Annotated in this window: 14 protein-coding genes; 6 read left to right on the plus strand and 8 right to left on the minus strand. The window is 75.6% G+C overall.

All coding sequences use genetic code 11. The features are described from left to right. The first annotated feature begins 35 nt into the window (after window positions 1-35). Window positions 36-1,658: an alpha/beta hydrolase gene (locus VM636_RS05460; RefSeq protein ID WP_030420720.1), complete on the plus strand. Its 1,623-nt coding sequence runs from the start codon at window positions 36-38 to the stop codon at window positions 1,656-1,658. Here VM636_RS05460 and hemQ read toward each other — a convergent pair whose 3' ends face one another. Together hemQ and hemG are read right to left on the minus strand one after the other, a co-directional pair. Continuing rightward, on the minus strand, window positions 1,659-2,390 hold the full coding sequence (hemQ, locus tag VM636_RS05465) for a hydrogen peroxide-dependent heme synthase (protein WP_030420719.1): 732 nt from the start codon (window positions 2,388-2,390) through the stop codon (window positions 1,659-1,661). It lies immediately after the preceding gene. A 4-nt stretch (window positions 2,391-2,394) separates the two neighbouring features. Further along, entirely contained in the window at window positions 2,395-3,849 is a 1,455-nt protein-coding gene (hemG, locus tag VM636_RS05470; protein ID WP_053913785.1) for a protoporphyrinogen oxidase, read from the minus strand. Between the two features lie 149 nt (window positions 3,850-3,998). Here hemG and VM636_RS05475 point away from each other — a divergent pair, with 149 nt between their 5' ends. From VM636_RS05475 to VM636_RS05485, 3 genes are all read left to right on the plus strand, one after another. Continuing rightward, complete coding sequence (locus tag VM636_RS05475; protein WP_078962677.1) at window positions 3,999-5,105, plus strand: DUF4349 domain-containing protein; 1,107 nt, start codon at window positions 3,999-4,001, stop codon at window positions 5,103-5,105. 9 nt (window positions 5,106-5,114) lie between these two features. After that, window positions 5,115-6,521 carry an FAD-dependent oxidoreductase gene (locus VM636_RS05480; protein ID WP_030420716.1) on the plus strand — a complete coding sequence of 469 codons (1,407 nt, stop codon included), beginning with the start codon at window positions 5,115-5,117 and terminating at the stop codon, window positions 6,519-6,521. A gap of 118 nt (window positions 6,522-6,639) precedes the next feature. Then, window positions 6,640-7,461: a rhomboid family intramembrane serine protease gene (locus tag VM636_RS05485; protein WP_030420715.1), complete on the plus strand. Its 822-nt coding sequence runs from the start codon at window positions 6,640-6,642 to the stop codon at window positions 7,459-7,461. Window position 7,462: 1 nt separating this feature from the next. Here VM636_RS05485 and VM636_RS05490 read toward each other — a convergent pair whose 3' ends face one another. From VM636_RS05490 to VM636_RS05510, 5 genes are all read right to left on the minus strand, one after another. Continuing rightward, on the minus strand, window positions 7,463-8,158 hold the full coding sequence (locus tag VM636_RS05490) for an isocitrate lyase/phosphoenolpyruvate mutase family protein (protein ID WP_051821387.1): 696 nt from the start codon (window positions 8,156-8,158) through the stop codon (window positions 7,463-7,465). A gap of 39 nt (window positions 8,159-8,197) precedes the next feature. Continuing rightward, window positions 8,198-9,361 (minus strand): 3-deoxy-7-phosphoheptulonate synthase, encoded by a 1,164-nt coding sequence (locus VM636_RS05495; protein WP_199825490.1) that lies wholly within the window; start codon window positions 9,359-9,361, stop codon window positions 8,198-8,200. A gap of 86 nt (window positions 9,362-9,447) precedes the next feature. Then, window positions 9,448-10,905: a 3-carboxy-cis,cis-muconate cycloisomerase gene (gene pcaB, locus VM636_RS05500; RefSeq protein ID WP_030420712.1), complete on the minus strand. Its 1,458-nt coding sequence runs from the start codon at window positions 10,903-10,905 to the stop codon at window positions 9,448-9,450. Beyond that, complete coding sequence (locus tag VM636_RS05505; RefSeq protein WP_030420711.1) at window positions 10,902-12,815, minus strand: FAD/NAD(P)-binding protein; 1,914 nt, start codon at window positions 12,813-12,815, stop codon at window positions 10,902-10,904. Before VM636_RS05505 ends, pcaB begins: the two co-directional genes overlap by 4 nt. Before the next feature lie 77 nt (window positions 12,816-12,892). Further along, the gene (locus VM636_RS05510; RefSeq protein ID WP_030420710.1) at window positions 12,893-13,102 is read right to left on the minus strand and encodes a hypothetical protein; all 210 of its coding nucleotides are present in this window, start codon (window positions 13,100-13,102) and stop codon (window positions 12,893-12,895) included. A 256-nt stretch (window positions 13,103-13,358) separates the two neighbouring features. Here VM636_RS05510 and VM636_RS05515 point away from each other — a divergent pair, with 256 nt between their 5' ends. Together VM636_RS05515 and VM636_RS05520 are read left to right on the plus strand one after the other, a co-directional pair. Then, on the plus strand, window positions 13,359-14,222 hold the full coding sequence (locus tag VM636_RS05515; RefSeq protein WP_051821380.1) for a hypothetical protein: 864 nt from the start codon (window positions 13,359-13,361) through the stop codon (window positions 14,220-14,222). A gap of 86 nt (window positions 14,223-14,308) precedes the next feature. Then, a complete protein-coding gene (locus tag VM636_RS05520) occupies window positions 14,309-15,307 on the plus strand; it encodes a histidinol-phosphate transaminase (RefSeq protein ID WP_053913784.1) in 999 nt (332 codons plus the stop codon). 21 nt (window positions 15,308-15,328) lie between these two features. Here VM636_RS05520 and VM636_RS05525 read toward each other — a convergent pair whose 3' ends face one another. Next, window positions 15,329-16,006 (minus strand): DNA methyltransferase, encoded by a 678-nt coding sequence (locus VM636_RS05525; protein ID WP_051821378.1) that lies wholly within the window; start codon window positions 16,004-16,006, stop codon window positions 15,329-15,331. Between the last annotated feature and the right edge of the window lie 19 nt (window positions 16,007-16,025).

The raw sequence follows: 16,025 nt of genomic DNA on the forward strand, positions 1-16,025 counted from the left end.
CCCCGGTGTCGTCGCCGCGCACCGAAGGGACACCGATGCGAACAGCCGCCCTCCGCCCGGCCGTCGGGGCCTTGCTCCTGACCGCCCTCGCCGTCCCGCCGGCCGGGGCCGCCCCCGAGGGGTCCGGCACCGCGGAGGCGCGCGGCACCGCCGTGGCCGCCGCCCGTGCCGCCGCCACCGGCATCGCCTACGGCGACTGCCCCGCGGACCTGAAACTGCCGCCCGCCGCGCGCTGCGGCACGCTCGCCGTCCCTCTCGACTACGCGGACCCCGGCGGCGAGCGGATCCGGCTGGTGGTCAGCCTCCTGCCCGCCTCCGGCGAGGACCCGGACGGGACCGGGCGCCCGGTGCCCCGGCAGGGCTCCCTGGTGTTCAACCCGGGCGGTCCGGGCGGCAGCGGGCTGTCCTTCCCGCGCGCCGCCGAGGCCCCCGCCTGGCAGCGGATCGCCGCCGCCTACGACCTGGTCGGCTACGCCCCGCGCGGGGTCGCCCCCTCGACCGCCGTCTCGTGCCGGGACCCGGCGCGCTTCTTCCGCGGCCCCGCACAGGCGCCGACGCACCCCTCCCCCGCGGTCAAGCGGGAGCGCGCCGCCGAGGCTGCCTCCTACGCGCGCGGCTGCGCCGAACGGACCGGTGAGGCGCTGCGCCACGTCCACTCCCTGAACAACGCCCGGGACCTGGACGTCCTGCGCGCCGCGCTGGGCGAGCGGAGGCTGACCTTCCTCGGCGCGTCGTACGGGACGTACCTGGGGGCGCTGTACGCTGGGCTGTTTCCGGGGCACGTGCGGCGGATGGTGTTCGACTCGGTGGTGAACCCGGCGCCCGGACGGCTCTGGTACCGCAACAACCTGCGCCAGTCGGCGGCGTTCGAGGACCGCTGGACGGCGTTCAAGACGTGGACGGCGGCCCACGACGACGTCTACGGGCTCGGCGACACGCCCGGGAAGGTGCAGGACGCGTACGAGCGCGCGAGCGAACGCCTCTCGGCGCGTCCCGCGGGCGGGACGGTGGGCCCGGCGCAGTTGCACGGCGCGTTCCTGGACACCGGCTACCACGACGGCTACTGGCCGTACCGGGCGGCTGCCCTGTCGGCCTATCTGGAGGGGGACGCCGGGCCGCTGACGGAGCAGGCGGCACCGCCCGGCGGAGCGGCGGCGGCCGGCGCGGAGAACGCCGCCGCGGTCTACACGGCCGTCGAGTGCAACGACGCGCCCTGGCCCACCGACTTCCGCGTGTGGGACCGGGACAACACCCTCCTGGCCCGCACGGCGCCCTTCGAGACCTGGGACAACGTGTGGACCAACCTGCCGTGCGCCTTCTGGCCCGCGCCCCGGCAGCGCCCCCTGGACGTGCGCACGCCGCCCGGCGAACTGCCGCCGACGCTGCTGCTGGCCGCCGAGCACGACGCGGCCACCCCGTACGCGGGCGCGCGGGAGCTGCGCCGGCGCCTGTCCGGGTCGGTGCTGGTCACCGAGCGCGGCGCCGGCACGCACGGGATCTCCGGCGGGCCCAACGCCTGCGCGAACGCCCATCTGGAGGCGTACCTCCTCCGGGGCCGGCTCCCGGCGCGGGACACGTCCTGCGCCCCGCGCCCGGAGCCCTCGCCGCTCGCCGCACCGGCCTCCGGGCCGGTACCGGAGCCGGTGCCCGCGGCCTGATCAGGCGAGGCCGGCGACCAGTTCGGCGATGTCCTTGCGGCGGCCCGTGAAGAAGGGGACCTCCTCGCGGACGTGCATCCGTGCCTCGGAGGCGCGCAGGTGGCGCATGAGGTCGACGATGCGGTCCAGTTCGTCGGCCTCGAAGGCGAGGAGCCACTCGTAGTCGCCCAGCGAGAAGGAGGCGACGGTGTTGGCGCGCACGTCCGGGTAGCCGCGGGCCATCTTGCCGTGGTCGGCGAGCATGCGGCGGCGGTCCTCGTCGGGCAGCAGGTACCAGTCGTAGGAGCGCACGAACGGGTACACGCTGACGTACTTGCGCGGCGTCTCGTCGGCCAGGAAGGCCGGGATGTGCGAGCGGTTGAACTCGGCGGGGCGGTGCAGCGCCATGTTCGACCAGACCGGGGTCATGGCGCGGCCCAGCCGGGTGCGGCGGAAGCGGTTGTACGCCTCCTGCAGTTCGTCGGCGGTCTCGGCGTGCCACCAGATCATGAGGTCGGCGTCGGCGCGGAGCCCGGAGACGTCGTACGTGCCGCGGATGGTCACCCCCTTCGCGGTGAGCTGGTCGAACAGCTCCTGGACCTCTTCGGCGTGGCCCGCGCGGTCCTCGGGGAGCACGTCCTTGAGCCGGAAGACGGACCAGAGGGTGTAGCGGATGACGTCGTTGAGGTCCTTGGCCAGCTTGCCCTTGTTGGGGATGCGGCCGGCGGCGGGGGTGGAGGCGTTGTCACTCATGGCCCTATTCTCCCGCTCCCCCCTCGGCGCGACCCACCGGGTCGGTGGTGTGCGCGCGCTCCTCGTGGACCCGGTCGGCGGCGGCGTAGGCGCCCGCGATGACCGCCGGGATGCCGACCCCCTCGTAGGCCGCGCCGCACAGGGCGAGGCCGGGCAGTTTCGCCACCTGAGCGTGGACGCGGGCCACGCGCGCGTGGTGGCCGACCGGGTACTGGGGCAGGCCGTCGTCCCAGCGGGTGACGCGGGTGGCGACGGGCGCGGCGGCCAGTCCGGTGGCCTCCCTCAGGTCGTGCCGGGAGACGTCGACGAGGCCCTGGTCGTCGCGGCCGAGGATCTCCGTCTCCCCGTACCGTCCGACGGAGGTGCGCACGACGACCAGTTCCGGGTCCTCCTCGGCGATCCAGCCCCACTTGCGGGAGGCGAAGGTGGACGCCTTGATGGTGCGCCCGTCGACCGGCGGGACGAGGAAGCCGCTGCCCTCGGGGAGCGCGGCGGCGTCGGCGCGCCGGTAGGCGAGGCTGACGAGGGCCATGGAGGCGTACTCGACGGCGGCCAGCTCGGCCGCGGCGGCCGGGCACTCGGCGCGCAGCAGTCCGGCGGCGGCGGGCGCGGGGGCGGCGACGACGACCGCGGCGGCGTGCAGCACCCGGTCCCCGGCGGCGATCCGCCAGCCGCCGGCGGCCGTGCGGCGCAGCTCCGTGACGGGGGCGCCGGTGACGATCTCGCCGCCCCGGGCGCGCACCGACGCGGCGACGGCGAGGGGGAGCGTGCCGACGCCGCCCTCGATGCCCGCGAAGACGGGCCCCTGTCCGGTCGAGGCGGTGGCGGTGCGCCCCTGGATCTCCCGTACGGCCGCGGTGAGGGAGGTGTGGGCGCGGGCGGCCTCGAAGAGCTGGGGGACGGCCGAGCGCAGCGAGATGCGGTACGCGTCGCCCGCGTAGACCCCGCCGAGGAGGGGTTCGACGAGACGGTCGACGACCTCGCGGCCGAGGCGGGCCGCGACGTACGCGCCGACGGCCACGTCGTCGCCGATCTCGGTGCGGGGCAGGTCGGCGTCGCGCTCGATGCGGGCGAGGCCCTCCGCGGAGAGCACCCCGGCGAGGGCGGCGGCGGTGCCGGGGACGCCCATCACGTGGCCCTTGGGCAGGGGGCGCAGGGCGCCGCGGGTCCACAGGGAGGCGGTGGCGGTGGCCGGCGTCCGGAGCCGGTCGCCGAGTCCCGCCTCGCGGGCGAGGCCGACGGCCTCGGGGCGGCGGGCCAGCATCGATTCGGCGCCGAGGTCGACGCGCGCCCCGGCGATCTCCCCCGCGAGCAGCTTGCCGCCGACGCGGCCGGACGCCTCCAGGACGGTCACCCGGGCGCCGTGTCCCAGCAGGCGGTGGGCGGCGGCCAGTCCGGCGATGCCGGCCCCGATGACGACGACGTGCCCCGGGTCCGCGGGGCTCTCGCTAGCGCTCATGGCACCAGCTTGTCAGACCCCGCGGGATGCTCCGCCGCCTGCCCGGAGCGGCCGGATCGTGACCGCTTCGGGACCTGACCGACGCCACCGTCCGCGCCCGCCGGACGTCGAACGTACGACAAGCATCACGAGCCCCGGGGGGACGGACCATGCCCGTACGACGACGATCCGCGCGGCCGGGCCGCGCCCTGTCCGCGCTGCTGCTCGCCGCCTCGCTGGCCCTGGCCGGCTGCGGCGCCGCGCGGGACTCGGCGAAGTCGGCGACGTCCGACGCCGCCGCGGCCCGCGACGAGCCGGCCTACGCCCCCGGTGCGGCCGGGGCGGGGGCGGCGGCCGACGGCGAGGAGGGCGCCGGCGGCACGGGGAGCGGCGCGAAGCGCGGCCGGGACGGGTCGGCGGCGGCCGAGCGCACCCACGTGGCGCGCACGGCCTCGCTGACCGTGCGGGTGGAGGACGTGCCCGGTGCCCGTGACGCGGCGCGGAGCGGCGTCGAGCGGGCCGGCGGGCACGTCGGCGAGGAGACGACGACCCGGGACCGGGAGGGCCGGGAGCGGACCCGGATGGTGCTGCGGGTGCCGGCCGACCGGTACCAGGCGGTCCTGGACGAGCTGGAGGAGGCCGGGACGCTGCTGGAGCGCTCGGCCCGGGCGGAGGACGTCACCGGGCAGGTGGTCGACGTGGAGAGCCGCATCGCCTCGCAGCGGGCCAGCGTGGCCCGGGTCCGCGAGCTGATGGAGCGGGCCGCGGCGCTGGACGACGTGGTGCTCTTGGAAGGCGAACTGAGTTCCCGCGAGGCAGAGTTGGAGGCGTTGCTGGCACGGCGGGCGGCTCTGGCGGACCGCACCGAGCTGGCCACCGTCACCCTGTCGCTGACCGAGACGCGGCCGGTGGGGGACGACGGGGACGACGGCCCCGGTTTCACGGACGCGCTGGCGGGCGGCTGGGACGCCTTCGTGACGGCGCTGCGCTGGCTGGCGGTGGTGTGCGGGGCGCTGCTGCCGTTCGTCGTCCCGCTGCTGGCGCTGGTGCTGCTGTGGCGCCGGGTGGTCCGCCCGTGGCTGCGGCGGCGCGCCGCCGCCCGCACCGCCACGCCGGAGGCTCCCGCCGCGGCACGGGGGGCGGACGCCGGGACGGGGGCGGACGCCGGGACGGGCGGGCTGCCGGTCGCCCCGCCGGTCGCCGGGGACCCGGGCCGCGCCGGGCCGGCGGCGGACCCGCGGGAGCCGGGCGAGGGCCGGGCGGCGCCGCCCGCGTAGCGTGTCCGTATGGACGTCGACGATGCGCGGGATGCCAAGGGTGTACGGGAACGGCTGGTGGTCGTGGGCGGCGACGCCGCGGGGATGTCCGCGGCGTCGCAGGCCCGCCGGCTCCGGGGGCCCGACGAGCTGGAGATCGTGGCCTTCGAGCGGGGCAACTTCACCTCCTTCTCGGCGTGCGGCATCCCCTACTGGGTCGGCGGCGAGGTCGCCGACCGGGACGAGCTGATCGCCCGCACCCCCGAGGAGCACCGGGCACGCGCCATCGACCTGCGGATGCGCACCGAGGTCACCGCGATCGACCCCGCCGGCCGGCGGGTCCGCGCCCGGGAGGCCGGCACGGGGAGCGAGTACTGGACCCCGTACGACAAGCTCGTCGTCGCCACCGGGGCCCGGCCGGTGCGGCCGGACCTGCCGGGCGTGGACGCGGACGGGGTGCACGGCGTGCAGACCCTCGACGACGGGCAGGCCCTGATCGACACGCTCTCCCGCACCCGCGGCCGGCGCGCGGTGGTCGTCGGCGCCGGGTACATCGGCGTGGAGATGGCCGAGGCCCTCATCCACCGCGGCTACGAGGTGACGGTCGTCAACCGGGGCAGCGAACCGATGTCCACCCTCGACCCGGACATGGGCCGCCTGGTGCACGAGGCGATGACGGGGCTCGGCATCACCATGGTCGACGACGCGGAGGTCACCGCCGTCCGGACCGGCGAGGACGGCCGGGTCCGCGCGGTGGCGACCCGGGACGCCGAGTACCCGGCGGACGTGGTCGTGCTCGGCATCGGCGTCCGCCCCGAGACGTCCCTCGCCGCGGCGGCGGGACTGCCGCTGGGCGCGCACGGCGGGCTGCTCACCGACCGGGCCATGCGGGTGCGCGGCCACGAGGACATCTGGGCCGGCGGCGACTGCGTGGAGGTCCTCGACCTGGTCTCCGGTCAGGAGCGGCACATCGCCCTGGGCACCCACGCCAACAAGCAGGGGCAGGTCGTCGGCACCAACGTGGGCGGCGGCTACGCCACCTTCCCCGGCGTGGTGGGGACCGCGGTCAGCAAGGTGTGCGACCTGGAGATCGCCCGGACCGGGCTGCGGGAGAAGGACGCCCGGCGGGCCGGGCTGCGCTTCGTGACGGTCACCATCGAGTCCACCAGCCGCGCCGGCTACTACCCCGGGGCCGCGCCGATGACGGTGAAGATGATCGCCGAGCGGCGCACCGGGCGGCTGCTCGGCGTCCAGATCGTCGGCCGCGAGGGGGCGGGCAAACGGGTCGACGTCGCGGCGGTGGCGCTCACGGCCGGGATGACGGTGGAGCAGATGACCGCCCTCGACCTCGGGTACGCGCCGCCGTTCTCCCCGGTGTGGGACCCGGTGCTGGTGGCGGCCCGCAAGGCGGCCACCGCCGTCCGGCAGACCTGCTGACGGCCCCCTCGCCACCACCGGGGGTGCCCGGGGGCGTCCCGCCGCCCCCGGGCACCCGGACGGACGCGTTCGGGGCCGCCGCCCGGTTCACTCCCCGCGGAGGGGGCAGTAGTCACACGTGGTCATCCCCGTCCATGACGTGAACCCGGTGCGGCGTACGCCCTGGGTGACGTACGCGCTCATCACCGCGAACATCCTGGTCTTCGTCCTGCTCACCCCCGGCGCCACCGGCTCGTTGACGGGCCGGGGCGGCCTCGCGCAGCTCTGCCACCTCCAGTCGTTCCTGGAGCAGTGGGCGGCGGTGCCGCAGGAGCTGGTGCACCACCGGCTGCCGCGCCTGGTGCCGACCGGCGCGGTGGGCGTCGGCCCGCAGGGGGCGGGGTGCGTGATCGGCCCGCCGGGGTACGAGAAGTCGCCCGAGCTGAGCGTGCTGACCGCGATGTTCCTGCACGGGAGCTGGCTGCACCTGCTGGGCAACATGCTCTTCCTGCTGATCTTCGGCAACAACGTCGAGGACCGCATGGGCCACGTCCGCTTCCTGCTCTTCTACGGTTTCTGCGGCTACGTGGCGACGTACGGCTTCGCCCTGCTGAACGCCGGCTCCGCCGAACCCCTGATCGGCGCCTCGGGCGCGATCGCCGGGGTCCTCGGCGCCTACCTCGTGCTCTATCCGCGGGCACGGGTCTGGGTCCTCGTCCCCTTCCTGATCTTCCTGCCACTGCGGCTGCCGGCCTGGATCGTGCTGGGCTCCTGGTTCGTGCTGCAGGCCCTCTACTCCTCCGGCGGCGCCGTCTCCGACGCCGGCACCGTCGCGTACGTGGCCCACATCGTCGGCTTCCTCGTCGGCATGCTCCTCGCCTGGCCCCTGCGCCCCGGCACCCCCCACCCGCCGGAACCCCCGGGCATCCTCTTCGGCAGGCGGGCCCGCCGGGGCTGGTAGGTCAGCGCAGGGACGCCGCCATCGCACGGACCGTCTCCGTGGTCCGGGCGTGCAGGGTGTGGCCGTACGTCACCCGGGACGCGCCCAGGGTGCCCAGCTCCGACGGGGTGGGGCCGTCCGGGAGGCAGAGCGCGTTGATGGGGCGGTCGACGGTGCCGGCGATGTCCGGCAGCAGCTCCGGCGGGGCCAGGATCGGGTAGATGACGTCGGCGCCGGCGCGGACGTAGAGCACGGCGCGCCGGACCGTGGCCTCCACCGAGCGCTCGCCGAACAGGTACGTGTCGACGCGGGCGTTGAGCAGCAGGTACTCGCCCGCCGCCACGCTGACCTCGGCCAGCCAGTCGGCGTGCCGGCCGGCGTCCTTGAGGCTGCCGGTCAGCGGGTCGGAGTCCTCCAGGTTGCAGCCGACGACGCCGGTGTCCAGGAGGCGGTCGACGAGTTCCTGGGGCGCCAGTCCGTAGCCGTTCTCGACGTCCGCGGTCACCGGTACGGGCACGGACCTCACGATGCGGGCGATCGCGGCGAACATCTCGGCGGGCGGGGTGTGGCCACCGTCCCGGTAGCCGAGGGTGGCCGCGACGGCCGCGCTGGACGTGGCGAGGACGGGGAAGCCGGCGTCGGCGAAGGCGCGGGCGCTGACCGCGTCCCAGACGTTGGGGACGACCAGGGGGTCGGCCGGGTCGGGGCGTTCGTGCATCGCGCAGAACCGCCGCACGGCGGCGAGGGTCTCCACTGCTTACCTCCTGCTGAGCTGGTACTTGGCGTACAGGTCGGACAGCTCCCACGCCAGGTCGAGGGACTGTCCCCGGTTCAGCCGCGGGTCGCAGGCCGTCTCGTAGCGGGCGGACAGGTCACCGGGGGTGACCTCGTAGGTGCCGCCCAGGCACTCGGTGACGTGTTCCCCCGTCAGTTCGACGTGGACTCCCCCGGGGTGGGTGCCGTGCTCCTGGTGCACCTCGAACCAGCCCCGGATCTCGTCGAGGACGTCCGCGAGTCTACGGGTCTTGCGGCCGTCGGGGGCCGTGACGGTGTTGCCGTGCATGGGGTCGCAGATCCACGCCACCCGGGCGCCCTCCGCCGTCACCCGCCGCACGAGGCCGGGCAGGACGTCGCGCACGGCGTCGGCGCCCATCCGGGTCACCAGGGCGAGGCGGCCGGGTTCGCGCCCGGGGTCGAGCCGGTCCACGAGGGCGGCCGCCTCGTCCGGGGTGGTGGTGGGCCCGAGTTTGACCGCGACCGGGTTGCGGATGCGGGCGGCGAAGTCGATGTGGGCGCCGTCGCGCGCGCGGGTGCGTTCGCCGACCCACAGCAGGTGGCCGGACAGGGCGTAGGGGCCCTCGGGCGTGCCGCGCGTCAGGGGGTGCTCGTAGTCGAGGACGAGCGCCTCGTGGCTGGTCCAGAACTCGGCGTCCCGCCGGGCCGCGAGCGCGCGCAGCACCTCCAGGGTGGCGGCCGAGACGCGGTGGGCACGGACCAGGCGGGACGGGTCGGGGGTGCGGGACCCGGCGGTGAACGCGTGGCCGTTGACGAGGTCGCCGCGGTAGACGGGCAGGGTCGTCCCGTCGCGGGTCTCGTGGGGCCGCGAGCGCGGTTTGGCGTACTGGCCGGCGATGCGGCCGACGGTGACGACGGGCAGCGCGGACGCCTCGGAGAGGATCGCCGCCATCTGGCCGAGCGTGCGGAAGGTGGCGTCGATCCGGTCCGGCCGCGCCTGATCGAAGGTCTCGGCGCAGTCGCCGCCCTGCAGCAGCAGTGCCTCGCCGCGGGCCACGGCGGCCAGCCGCGCGCGCAGGGCGTCGCACTCCGCGGGGCGGACGAGGCCGGGGGCGCGGCGGAGTGCGGCGACGGCCGCGGCGAGGGCGGCGGGGTCGGGCCAGGCGGGCTGCTGCGCGGCGGGCAGGCCGGGGAACTCCGGTACGTCCGGGGCCCGTTCGGCACACGGCGGGGCCTCCGGCTCTTCGGGCGGCCCGGTGGGCTGGGTCGGGATCACGTCGGGAAGTCCCCCTTCTCGTCGGAGCACGGCCGGCTCAGCGCACGGTCGACCAGGTGTCCCGCCGCTCCGGTGTACCGGGCCGGGTCGAGCAGCGCGGCCACTTCCCCGGGCTCGCACACGCCGTGCAGCGCGGGCAGTCCGGCGAGGACGTCGGCCAGGGGGCGTCCCTGCCGTTCGGCGGCGGTGGAGGCGTCGGTGAGCAGCCGTTTCGCGGCGGCCTTGCCGAGGCGGGGCGCGAGGACGGCGGCGAGGCGCTCGGAGACGATCCGGCTTCCGGTCAGGTCGAGGTTGGCGCGCATCCGGGCCGCGTCCACGGTGAGCCCCTCGGCGAGTTCGACCGCGGTGCGGGCGGCGCCGCCGGCCAGGCGCAGGCAGTCGCGCAGCAGGGGCCACTCGGCGTGCCAGGCGCCCGCCGAACGCTCGTCCTCGGTGGTGAGGCACTGGGTGAGCCCGGCCGCGAGCACCGGTACCTGCAGGGCCGCCGACCGGATGAGGGTGGCGAGGACCGGGTTGCGTTTGTGCGGCATCGCCGAGGAGACCCCGCGTCCGGCCGGCGCCGGCTCGGCGACCTCGCCGATCTCGGTCCGGGCGAGGACCTGCACGTCCACGGCGATCTTGCCGAGGGCGGCGGCGGTGTGCGCGAGGGCGGCGGCGAGGTCGGCGACCGGGGTGCGCAGGGCGTGCCACGGCAGGGCGGGCCGGGCGAGGCCGGTCTCGGCGGCGTACGCGTCGACGAGCCGGTCCGGGTAGGCGCCGTGGTCCGTCTCGCCGCCGGGGGCGGCGAGTTCGGCGTACTGGAGGTACCCGGCCAGGGTGCCGGCCGCGCCGCCGAGGGACACGGGCAGGCCGTGGTGGCGTACGCGGGCGAGCCGTTCGATCGCGTCGAGGACGAGGTGCCGCCAGCCCGCTGCCTTGAGCCCGAAGGTGACCGGCACCGCGTGCAGGGCGAGCGTGCGGCCCGCCTGGGGCGTGTCGCGGTGGCGGGCGGCGAGCGCGCCGAGGGCGGCGGCGACGCGCCGCAGGTCCGCCAGGACGAGGTCGAGGGCGCGGGCCGCGACCAGCATGGACCCGGTGTCCAGGACGTCCTGGCTGGTGGAGCCGCGGTGCACGTACTCGGCGGCGTCCGCGTCCCGCTCCGCGACGGCGGCCGTGAACGCGGCGACCAGGCCGACGACGGGGTTGGCGGTCTCCCGCGCGGCGACGGCGAGGGCGCGCACGTCGAGGTCACAGGTGCCGGCCACGTCCGTGATCGTCTCCGCGGCCCGCCGCGGCACGGTGCCGAGGCGGGCCTGGGCGCGGGCCAGGGCGGCCTCGGCGTCCAGCATGGCCCGCAGCCAGGCCCGGTCCGAGGTCGCCGCCTCCACGGGGGTGGCGGCGCGGACCGGCGCGAGCAGGCCGGTGTCCGGTTCCGGGGCCGGGTGGGCGGCGGGCGCGGGTTCGGTGCCGGTCACGTGTCCGCTCCGATCCGCGTGCCGGCCGGGTCCGCCGAGACGACCGCGAGGACCGCGCCGGCGATCGCGTCCGCGTCCTCCAGCGTCACCGAGCCGACGCCCGGGCGGATGCCGGCGGCGGTGACCCAGTGCACCGACTCCGTGGGCACGCCGTAGGCGAAGCGCCGCGGGTGGGCGCGGCCCCCGGCGTCCACGAGCCGGTAGGGGCGCTCGGTGACGGCGAGGCCCCCCGTCTCGTACGCCTCGCCGTCCCCGGCGGGGATCCGGTAGGCGGCGCACTGCCCGGTCTCCCGCAGCCGGCGCAGCAGCGGATCGGTGGTGCGGCGCAGGTCGGGCTCTGGCAGGCGGGCCTCGATGAGCGTCCTGGCCCGTACCCGTACGTCCGGCAGCGCGGTGGTGCTCGCCACGAAGGCGCCGTCCTCGGCGGTGACGCGCAGGCCGGGACCGAGGCAGGTGACGACGCCGGCCTCGATCAGCGCGATGAGCTCCTCGATCCGGGAGGCCGGCGGCCCGATGGAGAGGTAGGCGTTGAGCGGGGTGTACCAGCCGCGCAGGGCGTCGCGGTACGAGGCTCCGTCGATGCCGCCGTGGTCGACGACGAGGCGTATCTCGTTGCGCAGGTCGCGCAGGACGTCGAGGGCCGCCTTGACCGGGCCGCTGACGTTGCCCTCGCGGGCGTGCGCCACGTCGGCGCGCAGGTGCGCGAGGAGCCAGTCGCGGAAGTCGTCGGCGTCCGTGAACTCGCGCGTGCCCTGGGGCCGGGCGACGCGCCGCCAGTCCCAGCGGTCCGCCGGGCCGACGGCGGCCTCGTCGAGCAGGGCCCGCTCGCCGGCGCCGGGCGCGGCGGCCAGGTAGCGGTCGGCGAAGGCGGCGCCGTCGCGTCCGCGGGAGGTGAGGAGCGCCGCGTAGTAGACGGCCTCCACCTCCTTGGCGATCAGCGGCCACACGTCCGCCTCGAAGTCGGCCGGTGCGCCGCGGGCGGCCCGCGCGCGCAGTGCGGCGGCCTTGGCGGCGGTCAGCAGGCGAGGGTGGTGGCGTCCGTCGGCGCCCTTCTCGTTCTCGCCGCGCGCGTGGTAGGGGATGCCGCGCCGTGATCCCGCGTACAGGCGGGGTTCACGGCCCGAGGGGCGGTAGACGGGGCGGCCGTCGGCGTCGCGCTCGAACCGTCCGCCGCGGCCGAGCGTGAGCAGGGCCATGTGGTCGAAGAAGTTGAGGCCGAGGCCGCGCAGGACCACGGCTTCGCCGGGTGCGATGTCCGAGAGGTCCACGTCGGCCGGGTTGGCGGGGCCGACGTGGCGCAGGCCGTGGCGGGCCGCGTGGGCGGCGAGGCCGGCCTCGGCGCGGGTGGGCTCGGCGTCGAGGTGGCCCTGGGCGAGCACCACGGCGTCCAGGCCCGGCAGTCCGGTGCCGTCGGACAGGACGAGGCGTTGCCGGGCGCCGTCGTCCTCGTCGGTGAGGTCGACGGCGCGGGCCCGGTGCACGCGGACGGTGAGGTGCGCGGGCGCGGTGGTGACGAGCCGGTCGAAGACCCACTCCAGGTAGCGGCCGTAGAAGGCGCGGGAGGGGTACGAGTCCGGGCCGAGCGCGCGGGCCTCGGCGAGGTCGTCGGCGTCGAGGCCGTCGCCGTCGTCCCCGCGCGCCCGCGCGCGGGCCCACGCGTGGAGGCTGGGTCCCTCCTCGATCGGGCCCTCGACGGCGACGCTCGCGTCGGTGAACATGCTGACCTGGCAGGCGACCGTGTTCATCAGCAGTTCACGTGGCTGCGCCGTGCGCCAGACCCGGCCCGCGCCGGGCGGGTCGGGGTCCACGATGTGGACCGTCAGCCGGTCGCACGAGGGCGACTTGCGTTCCCGCGCGCACAGCCGTTCCAGTACGGAGAGGCCGCGCGGGCCCGCGCCGACGAGCCCGATGGCGTGTCGCCGCCCGTCCGCCGGTGGTTCTCCGGCCGGCGGGCGGAGGCGGGGACGGCGGGAGGCGGCCGGGAGAGTCACGCTCCGGACCCGTTCCAGCCGATGTCCCGCGCCGGGCCGTCCACCACGTTCCAGCCGATGTCGGACGCCTGGACCCGGTTCCAGCCGATGTCCCGCGACACCGCGGACGCCGCCGCGGCCGGCACGCATCCGACCAGCAGGGCCGTGATCCCGCCCACCACGGGTCTCGCGACGGCACGCTGCGCGATGAAGATCCCCCTGGACACAGAACTCCCCATTTCCGTCCACTGTGGAAACCGGCGCGCGGGAATTCCCCCGCCGCCTTCAGTCAATGGTTCGCAGACGCAATAACGGAATGAACACATCCGTGTCGCGTCGCTTCCGTGAGACGCGCATCCGGAGCCGACTTCCTCTCCCCCGGCTCCGCACTGCGGCTCTGCGAAGAAATCTGTCACCCCTGGAGTTCCCGCGACAGATCATCAATACTTCGGGTCGGCGCACTGCCGGGAAACGAGGGATCAGATGAACATACCGAGCGATCACGCGAGTACGCTGCACCACGTCGCGGGCACCTTGCGCGAACTCGCGGACACCGTGTCCACCCAGGCGGACCGGGCGGAGCCGGACCGTTCCGGCCACGGCCCCGCTCAGGCCACCGCGGGCGTCACGTACATCCAGGGGATGCCCGAGATCCAGGCCACGATCCAGCGGGCGGTCGACCGGTCGGTGTCCGAGATCCTCACGGCGCAGCCGGAGGGGCCCCGTCCCGAGGCGGTGCTCCAGGACGCGCTCGGCGGCGTCCGCGAGCGGATCGCCGCCGGGGTGTCGATGCGCACGCTCTACCAGCACAGCACGCGGTTCGACGAGCCGACCAAGGAGTACGTCCGGGCGGTCACCGGCTACGGCGTCCAGGTCCGTACGCTCGCCGAGTTCTTCGACCGCGTGATCATCGTCGACCGCAGGCTGGCGTTCATCCCCGGGAACGCGGACCGCACCACGGCGGTCTTAGTCACCGAGCCGGCCATCGTGCGCTTCCTCACCGACGTCTTCGAGCGGGCGTGGGACCGTGCCGAGTCCCACCCGTTCCTGCCGGTGCGGGCCGCCGAGGCGGCGACCGACATCGTGCCCGCGATGCGGGACGCCATCTGCAAACTCCTGACGGAGGGCAAGTCGGACCGGGAGGTGGCCCGGCGCCTCGGCTTCAGCCTGCGTTCACTGCAGTCCCATGTCGCCCGCCTCAAGGACCAGTACGGCGCCCAGCACCGGCTGCAACTCGGATACCTCATGGGAATCGAAGAGGCACAGGCGGCGGCGAAATCCAGGGAAAGGAAAGGGGAATCGGATGAACCACTGCGGGACCTTGCGGAGGAAATCGCGGGAATCTAGGCTCACGCCCCATGGGCCGATCACGCGCATTACGGACCCCGTGGCCGCACCGTTCACTTTCCTCTCCGAAGGACACGCCGAATTCCATGACATCGCCGACGCAGTACAGTCTCTTCGCCAACGAGAATCCTTATCCGCCGCTGCCCTCCGTGCGGGAACTCCTCCACACCGAGGCGGCCCGCGTCAACCGCTACCCCGACCGGCACGCCGTCGCCCTGACCGAGGCCCTCGCACGCCGGTTCGACGTGCCGGCCGGACACCTGGCGCTGGGCGCCGGATCGGTGGGCGTGGCCCTGCACCTGCTGCACTCCGCGCTCGGCACGGGCGGTGGTGACGTCGTCTTCGCCTGGCCCTCGTTCGAGGCCTATCCGCATCTGACCCGGGTGTGCGGCGGCGATCCGGTCCCGGTGCCGCTGGAGGGCCACCGGCACGATCTGGACGCGCTCGCGGACGCGGTGACCGCGCGTACCCGCGTGGTGTTCATATGCAATCCCAACAATCCCACGGGCACGGTGGTCGGCCGCGGGGAACTGGAACGCTTTCTCGCCAGGATTCCGGAGCGCGTGCTCGTCGTACTCGACGAGGCATACCGGGAATTCGTCCGGGACGCGGACATACCCGATGGCATCGAACTGTACCGTGACAGGCCCAACCTCGTGGTGCTGCGCACCTTTTCCAAGGCATACGGCCTGGCCGGGCTGCGCGTCGGATTCGCCGTCGCCCACGAACCCGTCGCGGCCGGGGTGCGCGGCGCCGCGGTGCCGTTCGGGGTCGGCTCCCTCGCCCAGGCCGCGGCCGTGGCCTCGCTGCGCGCCGAGGACGAACTGACCGAGCGGGTGGCGGCGCTGGTCGAGGAGCGCGAACGGGTACGGGACGCGCTGCTCGCCGCCGGCTGCGAGGTGCCGCCGTCGGAGGCCAACTTCCTGTGGCTTCCCCTCGGCGGGCGGACCACCGCGTTCGCCGAGGCGTGCGCGGCGCGGGGCGTGCGGGTGCGGGCCTTCGACGGGGAGGGCGCGCGCGTGACCGTCGGCGAGCCGGCGGCCAACGCCGTGGTGGTGCGGGTGGCGGCGGACTTCGCCGGCTGACGCCCGGGGGCGGATCGCCGGCTACGCGGCCGGCTTCCGCGCCGTCAGCAGGTACTCGTGCGAGCGGTTGGTGACCAGTGGGTCGTCACCGCCGGCCGGCCAGCCGTAGAGGTGCACGCGTTCGTCGCCCAGGGTCAGGTGACGGCCGAGCAGGCGGGCCGCGTCCCAGGCCAGGGGGACGACCGCGCCGTCGATCCGCCGGTTCTGCACCGCGATCACCGCGTACGCGCCCGGCCGCATCACCGCGGCGATCGCGCCGAAGGCGTCGTCGAGCGCCTCCAGGTAGACGTCGTACTCCCGCAGCGCGTACAGGGTGGCGGGGGCGGCCCCGGCCGGGTCGAGCGCCGTCCCGAAGTAGGGCAGGTCGCACAGGACCAGGTCCACGGAAGCGGCGTCGAGCGGCGGCTTGCGGGCGTCGCCGCACAGCATCCGCTGGCCGGGGTACGGCGCGATACGGTCCCGGGCCCGCTCCACCCGGTCCGGGTCGATCTCCAGGCCGACGCCGCGCCTGCCCTCGGCCCCACAGGCCACCAGGGTCGTGCCCCAGCCCGCGAACGGGTCGAAGACCACATCGCCGGGCTGGCTGAACTCACGTATCAACGGCCGGAGTTGGGCCACCATGCCGCAGGAGCCCGGGGTGTCGGACCGCACGAACTCGGGGTCCTCCTCCCCGAGGACCAGCCAACTGGAGACTCCCATCGACGATCACGACCTTTCG

Origin of the sequence: Streptomyces sp. SCSIO 75703, assembly GCF_036607905.1 — a bacterium.
GTDB lineage: Bacteria > Actinomycetota > Actinomycetes > Streptomycetales > Streptomycetaceae > Streptomyces.